The sequence below is a fragment of the Mesorhizobium sp. M4B.F.Ca.ET.143.01.1.1 genome (genome assembly GCF_004792275.1).
Lineage (GTDB): Bacteria > Pseudomonadota > Alphaproteobacteria > Rhizobiales > Rhizobiaceae > Mesorhizobium > Mesorhizobium abyssinicae.
Window position 1 is genome coordinate 97,854 of the sequence record NZ_SRSR01000022.1, and the last position, 7,040, is coordinate 104,893.

The 7,040-nt window shown below is 56.8% G+C and carries 9 protein-coding genes and 1 pseudogene; 3 read left to right on the top strand and 7 right to left on the bottom strand.

Going from position 1 to position 7,040, the window contains the following annotated elements:
- Nucleotides 1-34: 34 nt before the first annotated feature.
- The 6 genes and pseudogenes from EN786_RS32755 to EN786_RS32775 all read right to left on the bottom strand — a co-directional run.
- A pseudogene (locus EN786_RS32755) lies at nt 35-269 on the bottom strand (aldehyde dehydrogenase family protein); the annotation flags it as partial.
- Between the two features lie 308 nt (nt 270-577).
- Nucleotides 578-826: an aminotransferase class III-fold pyridoxal phosphate-dependent enzyme gene (locus EN786_RS39370; protein WP_063169297.1), complete on the bottom strand. Its 249-nt coding sequence runs from the start codon at nt 824-826 to the stop codon at nt 578-580.
- Nucleotides 787-1,014: an aminotransferase class III-fold pyridoxal phosphate-dependent enzyme gene (locus EN786_RS39375; protein ID WP_263485461.1), complete on the bottom strand. Its 228-nt coding sequence runs from the start codon at nt 1,012-1,014 to the stop codon at nt 787-789. Before EN786_RS39375 ends, EN786_RS39370 begins: the two co-directional genes overlap by 40 nt.
- Nucleotides 1,015-1,235: 221 nt before the next feature.
- On the bottom strand, nt 1,236-3,218 hold the full coding sequence (locus EN786_RS32765) for an argininosuccinate synthase-related protein (protein ID WP_063169298.1): 1,983 nt from the start codon (nt 3,216-3,218) through the stop codon (nt 1,236-1,238).
- Complete coding sequence (locus tag EN786_RS32770) at nt 3,215-4,159, bottom strand: DMT family transporter (RefSeq protein WP_082826572.1); 945 nt, start codon at nt 4,157-4,159, stop codon at nt 3,215-3,217. The genes EN786_RS32765 and EN786_RS32770 overlap by 4 nt, the downstream gene beginning before the upstream one ends.
- A 657-nt stretch (nt 4,160-4,816) precedes the next feature.
- Nucleotides 4,817-5,035 carry a helix-turn-helix transcriptional regulator gene (locus EN786_RS32775; protein ID WP_029354714.1) on the bottom strand — a complete coding sequence of 73 codons (219 nt, stop codon included), beginning with the start codon at nt 5,033-5,035 and terminating at the stop codon, nt 4,817-4,819.
- A 109-nt stretch (nt 5,036-5,144) separates the two neighbouring features.
- On the opposite strand from EN786_RS32775, the gene EN786_RS32780 reads away from it, so the two are divergent.
- Nucleotides 5,145-5,411, top strand: coding sequence for a DUF2285 domain-containing protein (locus tag EN786_RS32780; RefSeq protein WP_063169299.1), 267 nt, complete (start codon nt 5,145-5,147; stop codon nt 5,409-5,411).
- 438 nt (nt 5,412-5,849) lie between these two features.
- On the opposite strand, the gene EN786_RS32785 is transcribed toward EN786_RS32780, so the two are convergent.
- A complete protein-coding gene (locus EN786_RS32785; RefSeq protein WP_082826573.1) occupies nt 5,850-6,083 on the bottom strand; it encodes a helix-turn-helix transcriptional regulator in 234 nt (77 codons plus the stop codon).
- Nucleotides 6,084-6,198: 115 nt separating this feature from the next.
- Here EN786_RS32785 and EN786_RS32790 point away from each other — a divergent pair, with 115 nt between their 5' ends.
- A complete protein-coding gene (locus EN786_RS32790; RefSeq protein WP_063169301.1) occupies nt 6,199-6,480 on the top strand; it encodes a DUF2285 domain-containing protein in 282 nt (93 codons plus the stop codon).
- Nucleotides 6,481-6,918: 438 nt separating this feature from the next.
- Nucleotides 6,919-7,040: leucine zipper domain-containing protein (locus tag EN786_RS32795; RefSeq protein WP_245474027.1), on the top strand; the 122-nt coding region annotated here is incomplete at its 3' end.

The window sequence follows — 7,040 nt, forward strand, 5'->3', positions numbered from 1 at the left end:
TCTCTGATTGGACTCCTATGTCAGGCGGGAACCACTAGACGCCGAGACCGCCGATGCAGACATGTTTGGTGTCGAGATAATCCACGATGCCCTGGAGGCCGCCTTCCTTGCCGAGGCCCGATTCCTTGACGCCGCGGAACGGCACCTCCGGCGTGGTGATCAGGCCTTCATTGACGCCGGTACTTCAGTCCTTCCATCACGCGGAAGGCGCGACCGAGATCGCCGGTGTAGAAGTAGGCCGCGAGGCCGAACTCGGTGTCGTTGGCGAGCGGCGTGCCCGACCTGAGACATGGGTGACGTTTTGTACCGGACACGGATGAAGTGCACCCCTCGGGTGAGCGTTTGCTCGATAATATCCACTGAAGTGAAGCAGTCGGTCTTAATGCTGGAACTCATGCCACCCGACCGACCCGGGAATTCGCAGCAGCGGCGCCGTCGAGTGCAGAACGAATGCCGTCAACCAAGGGGTCGATCTCGCTTTCGGTGATTATATAGGGCGGACAGATTCCAAGCACGTCTCCCATATTGCGGATCATGACGCCGTGCTCGCGGCACCGCCGCTCGACATCGCCGATCCTCAGCTCGGGCGCGAAGACGCGACGGGCGCACGATCCTCGACGATCTGAACCCCCGCGATGAAGCCGCGGCCGCGGGCTTCACCGACAAGCGGATGGTCGCCGAGCGCGTCCGCGAGGGCTCCATGCAAGTGATCGCCGAGACGACGCGCCTGGGTCACGAAATCGATCTCGCTGTAGATCCTGATCGCCTCGGCGGCGACGGCCGCTATCACCGGATGACCGGAGTAGGTGAAACCGTGACCGAACACGCCGACCTTGTGGGCCTCGTCAGCGGCGCATTGATAAATCTTGTCGAGATAATGACGCCGCCAATGGGCAGGTGACCGGATGAAAGCCCCCCGGCGATCGAGAGCATGTCCGGTTCCATCCCAAATGTCTGGCTACCAAACCAGTTCCCGGTGCCTCCGAAGCCGCAGACCACCTCGTCGGACAGCATGAGGATAATTTCTCACTTTCTTGCGAAGATCGGGGGTGTCCACGGTCATTCGTATTACGCGAGATCCGCGAGGCCAAAAACCATCATACCAGAGAGGCGAAACTGCTATCTAGGTGTTTAGATGCAAGAAATTAATCCTGCATTGTTCCCGCACCAGGAACACCCGAGAGGATACCAAGCAGTATTGAACCTTGTTGAAAATGCTCTCGGCGCGCTGGGCGTTATAATTTCTCGAAGGCGATCACAAGGACGTCGCGATAAGCGTACGGCATTTTCAGGTTTTCGGCCACAATCGACGATACATCGTGAAAGGTTTCGCGGTCGTTGCAGATCACAAAATCATTCGGGGAGTTCATTTCGACCTCGCCGAGGAACTCCTTTGAGGCGTCGGTGATCATGCTCATGCCGCCGGTGACGTTGACCCGCCCAATCATATAGCAAGCAATGAAGTCCACCCCGTCCTGGTGAAGGCCCTCGGGTGCCGGTTTGCCATTTACACCATCGCGCGCGACAATCCGGTAGGGATGGATCTTGATATTCCAACGATCATGTCGGGCGGCTTCACATAGAATTCTGCAGAAACCTGTCAGAATCTTTTCTAAGACGGGATGGTCTATAAAGGAGTTTTCAAGGGGCTCGAAGTGGCGCTTGAAGCCGCCATTCAGATGATTGACACTTTTTGATTGTTCGTAGGGGGCGTGGGGTAGGAGCCTAAAGATTCCGTCAGTCGCGTCATATTCAAAAGCGCTATAGCGCCGGTAACGATATGTTCCGCCGTCACGCATGTATTCATCGAGAAGAAGTCGATTCCAATGGTCAGCAAAGTTCTTCCAGGCTGCATCAATTTCGATGCCAAAGCAGGCTTCGGCGCGCTCGCCTTTTGAAAACCACCATCCATTTGTCACCAGACCGTCAGTGCATTGTTGACTGAGGTTGGCCGGCGCCTGGGGTGCGTTGTTTTCCACGGGTGTCTCCCTTTTGGTGACTTGGCGAGGACGGAACGCTTTGGACAACGCTATGTGGGTTGCGGCTTGGTATTCCCAAAGGTCGCGGTCCCTAATGTATCTCGGCGTCCTGGCTCGGATCGACCGAGGTAAAAAGCGTGTGTGATCGACTATGTAGCTGACGCTCCCGCTAACGCCCTCGAGGGCGGATGCAATGGCCCGTTCGCACATCTGGTGAATAGTACTGCCCCATGCACCTGAAACCGCCTCTTGGGACCAGGCTTGCTCAAGCCCTTGCTTCAAAACGATTGATGCCACGTCAAGAGAAGCGGTTTCGAGGTGACGCAGCGCGTCGAAGATAATGGCCGCGGCAGGGGCCTCGCGGACTTCGAGAACCTTTTGGCCGGTTGTGATGTGTTCAAGCCCGACAAAGCGGCCGTGCCCGAATTTGCCGACCGTGTTATTCAGGAACGGGATTGCGTCGACCAATGCAACATCACGGTCATCAATTGACACGAGACTTCCGTCTGCAAACCCGAGTTTGATCTCTACCGGCTGCTCTGCGGGAATGTGGCGCGTCCAAGCAAATGCCTCCTCGGGGATGGAAAAGTTCTCGGGATCTTCCAAAGGCCCCGACTCGAATTCCCGACACCAGAGGTTTTCGTCCGCGCTCCACGTGCGGTCCGCCACAAAAGTCGCTCCACACTTGGACAGGTCGGAGGTCTTCTGTTGTCGGGATATCACAGAGCATTCATACGGACTGCCGAAGTTGCCGGAAAATCCTGAGCGCTTAATGCTATTGTTAAGGCGCGGAAGACTGTTTTGAGAAAGGTTTGCTGTATGAAGAACCAGCCGTGAGTTGATTGACCTAGCATGATTAACAACCAAAGATGCGATTATGGGACGGCTCAACGAACTGCTCAACGGATAGATGCCAAGGTACTTGGCGTGGGCTCGAATGGCTGATTTCACGCCTTGTTCGACAAAGGCATCCCGCCCTTCGAGGCAGACAAAGCGCGCGCCGAACATGGCTGCCGTCCGTTCCAACAAAGGCTGATCGATGCGCGTTCCGACATCCGCTGCGACAGCTTCAATGTTCGCAAAGCCAAGGCTTTGCAGCTTGTAGAGAAGATAGGTGCTGTCGAGACCGCCGCTGAACATGGTTGCAACTGGTGCGGTTCGGTCCGGAAAAGCCTCCAGATCTTCAAAACTCGAAATGCCGCCGATGGCGGGTTTGGTGGAAGCCAAGATGGGGTTCATTTGGATGTCCTGCTCTCAAACCAGATGCCAGCAAACGTCGCAGCGAGGACGAGGCCTGCGCCTATCAAGCTCGGTACTGTCAAAGGCTCATTCAGAAGAAGGTGCGCTAGAACGAAACCAAAAAAAGGTTCTGTTCCCATCAAGAAGCCAACCCGTGTCGGTGTGGATTTTCTCACTGCGGCATTTTGAATGTAGAATGCAGCGAGGGTGCAGAAGAGTGCAAGGAAGGCAACAGCGCCCCAAAACTGAAGGGTGGCCCTCACAACAAGGCCTGAAATTCCGAACTGAGCGACGGCCAAAACGAAAGTAAGTGTTGCCACCGTCGATCCTTGGATGGCCGTCAGGGCTGCAGATGAAATCTGCCGGCCGGCCAGAAGGCGTTTGGTGGAAACGACCATAACCGCTCGCAGAATCGCGGCCCCCAAGACAAGCGCGTCACCCGGGCTGAACCTGCTGATCCCGCCAGTGAGAATGCCGACACCGATGCACGCTATGGCAGCACTTGCCAAAATGCCCGTAGGTGGAAGTCGCCGTGATAGCCCATAGTCGATGCTCGGCGTGAAAATCACACAAAGCGATATGATCAAGGCCGTGTTCATTGCGCTTGTCGATGCAACGCCGTAAGTTTCAGCAATAAAGATGCAAAAAAGTATTGTTCCCAATGCGAAGCCGCGGATGAAATCGCCCCAGGAGACCAATGCGATCTCATGTCTTGCAGCCACTGCCGTAATGATCGTAGTAATCAGGAAGCGATAAAGAACAAGTATCGAAACCGGCGCGTAGAACAGTGCGCCTTTCCCGACCGGATAGCTCGCCCCCCAAACGAATGCGACTCCCAGCAAGGCTAGATCCACCGAGAAAGATGGCGTCCGTGTTTTCCTGACAGGTATTGGAGAACTTTCGAAAACGTCCACCTTCAAAGTTTCCTTTGTGTTAGCCATCCACCCCTGCTGCGAGGGTCAAACAGATCAGGTCGTTCAGCCTCTTGGGCGATCCGTGCCGCGGCGTACTTGTTTTTGGTAACGCAAGTGCCGTGCCGATTCGGAAAACCATTGCTAGACAACAACCTGGTCGCCTTGATAGTTCGGCGGTTCATGTCCATTGTTGTCAGAATGCCGACAATGACTTCAACTGCAGGGATCCTACCGGCAGGGCCTCAAGGCGAACACGCGGCTCCAAGATGCCGACACGATGGCTGGTTCAGCCATGCTTCGACAGTTGCCTGTTTTTTCAGTTCCTTTGCTGTTCGTGCGCTAACCGCAACGCTCCATACTAGTCTCGCGTGGCTGTCCCCGTGGGGTGGGCGGCAGAAAGCGATTAGGCCCGCTGAAAGAGGCGAACCGCATCCGAAGGATCGTAACCAAGAGAAGGACCTGAAGCGAGAGCGAAGGTTGCGGGAGGCCGCGGCGGGCCTAAAAGGCAATGCCGACCGCCCCAGGAAAGGCTGACAAAAACCGCAGCGGCCGACTGTCCAATAGGGTGCGCCGGGCCAGGGCGAGCCAAATGGCAGGGGCTGCCGGGGGACCCTAAGAAAAGCCTGGGTTCACGAGCACCCGGCGCGCGCCATCAGGCGGCCAGCTACTTGGAGGGCGGGTGTATCATGCCTGTTTGTCGGGCCGAACCAGATCCATGTGGCTGACGCCGAGGGCCAATGCCAGTTCATAGATCGTGATAATTGTCGGATTTCTTCGGCCTTTCTCCAAGCCGCTGATGTACTGCTGACTGAACCCGGAAATCTCCGCAAGCTGCTCCTGCGTCAGGCGCTTCCTTTGCCTGATCCTCTGCACATTCCGTCCGACCAACTTGCGCATATCCATGCACGCAAGCCAGCGGATCAGGCGGCTTGAGTTTATCAACTATAATATGTAATCCACATTTAGCAGGCACAGGGCTTCGCGGGTCCATTGGCCGGAGATAGAATTAGCGATGTTGCAGCCCAGATCGAACACGCCGTTCGCCGACGAGGTCCCCTGGTCGGACCGCATTACAGCCTACGACAAGGACCACTTTACAACCTATATGAGGCTCCTGGACGCCTCGGCCGACAACGCCACTGAAGAGGAAATGGCCAAAGTGATCCTCGGCATTGATCCGGCACGCGAACCTGAGCGCGCACGCAACGTTCTTCGCAGTCATCTCGACCGTGCAAACTGGGTGGTGACGAGCGGCTACAAGGATTTGTTCGCCAGTTGACGAAATGGGCGGTGCGGTCGCTTCGCTTCAAGCAACGAAGTCGCGCAACCGCCATGCATCGACGTATCACCACAGCGCGGATGGCCCAGCGCTTCGCTGTCTCATCATTTTGTCCTCCGCTCGCCAATGGCTGCTTCCCAGGAATGGGTGCGGCGGCGAATCATGACAGGAACGGGTCCGCCGTCTGAGCCGCACCGCATCCGAAGGGCCGGATGGACAACCTACTGAAAGCTCACAGCTGGCTAAGGGTTGCGGGACGCCGCGGCGGGCCTAGAAGGATGCGGCGCCACCTGCTGAGAAAGGCACAAAACAGAGCGAATTGCGAGAGTCTAACGACGCGCTAGGAGGCGCAGCGGAATGGTCGAGACGCCAGAGCCAAGAAAAGCGGGGCTCGACCCACCGGCACACGGCACGCGCGGTGATGGGCGCGGGCGCCCACTACGTGCGCAGGCTCAACAGAATCTCACACGGATCAGCATCGAGGGCCGCAGTTACGTCGAGAAACTCAATGACATCGAGACGCCGTTCGCCACCCTCATATTTCGCCACGAAAGATTGCGGACGACCAAGCTTCTCAGCCACCTGCGCCTGCGTCAGCCCTTTGACATTGCGCAGTGAGATCAACTGGGCCAGAAACCGCTGGTGGCGGGGAGATCGAAGAGATTTGGGCATTTAGGTGAACCGGCAGGTAGAGACCGGCTCAGCGACTAATCCCCGTTTCGGATTATCCCATTTTGGGATATTCTGCCTTGGATCCAGCGATCAACATGCGAGGTTCGCGGCAGACATGAATCAATCAACGGGAACAGATAGGACTCAAAGCTCAACACTGCTCGACGAAGTCCCTTGGTCTGACCGTCTTACCGCCTACGACAGGGCGCACTTTACCATCTATATGAGGCTCCTGGACGCCTCAGCCGATGAGGCGCCCGAAGAGGAAATGGCCCAACTGATCCTCGGCATTGATCCGGCACTTGAACCGGAGCGCGCCAGGAAGGCGCTTCGTAGTCATCTCGACCGTGCGAACTGGATGGTGACGAGCGGCTACAAGGAATTGTTCGCCAGCTGACAAATTCGCAGTGCTCGGTCATAGAAGCGTTCCTGTGCCATTGGTCAGGCTGATCGGGGCCTGCACCACAGACGCGCCGGCAAAATGGACCCGGTGGCGAGCACAATTCAGTTCCCAGGAAATCGGGGTTTGGCAACTGTCCGAGCGTCTGACGTGATAGAAGGTTCCGCTCTGTCTGGATGGGTATTAGCCCGGAGCAGCACTCCATATCGTACCGGCGCTCGACGAAGGGTCCACCTCTTCGCTTTCAAGCCGCATAACCGATAGCCATCGCCCTAAGTCAAGGGTTAGAGATTACCGGCAGGCAGGTATGCAAGCGGGCCATCCTCGGAAACTATATAACCGCACGACTAGCTGTGAGCTTTCGGGAGGTTGTCCATTCGGACCGGACCGGGGAGACTGGAGTTACCAAGCTTCAGCACTCACCGGAGGGTCCGAATGAACATCCATAAGAATGCCCGTCTCACACCGCTGCGTCGAGAGGAGATGGCGCTGTCGGTGATAGAAGGCGCTTTCTCCAAAGCCCATGCGGCGCGTGTCTACGGCGTGTCGGCCAAGAT

What these genes read in the sequence shown, in the direction of transcription:
- EN786_RS32775 (WP_029354714.1), bottom strand. Translation starts at nt 5,035, where the DNA reads ATGGATATGCGCAAGTTGGTCGGACGGAATGTGCAGAGGATCAGGCAA.
- EN786_RS39375 (WP_263485461.1), bottom strand. Translation starts at nt 1,014, where the DNA reads ATGCTGTCCGACGAGGTGGTCTGCGGCTTCGGAGGCACCGGGAACTGG.
- EN786_RS32780 (WP_063169299.1), top strand. Translation starts at nt 5,145, where the DNA reads ATGTTGCAGCCCAGATCGAACACGCCGTTCGCCGACGAGGTCCCCTGG.
- EN786_RS32770 (WP_082826572.1), bottom strand. Translation starts at nt 4,159, where the DNA reads ATGGCTAACACAAAGGAAACTTTGAAGGTGGACGTTTTCGAAAGTTCT.
- EN786_RS32785 (WP_082826573.1), bottom strand. Translation starts at nt 6,083, where the DNA reads ATGCCCAAATCTCTTCGATCTCCCCGCCACCAGCGGTTTCTGGCCCAG.
- EN786_RS32765 (WP_063169298.1), bottom strand. Translation starts at nt 3,218, where the DNA reads ATGAACCCCATCTTGGCTTCCACCAAACCCGCCATCGGCGGCATTTCG.
- EN786_RS32790 (WP_063169301.1), top strand. Translation starts at nt 6,199, where the DNA reads ATGAATCAATCAACGGGAACAGATAGGACTCAAAGCTCAACACTGCTC.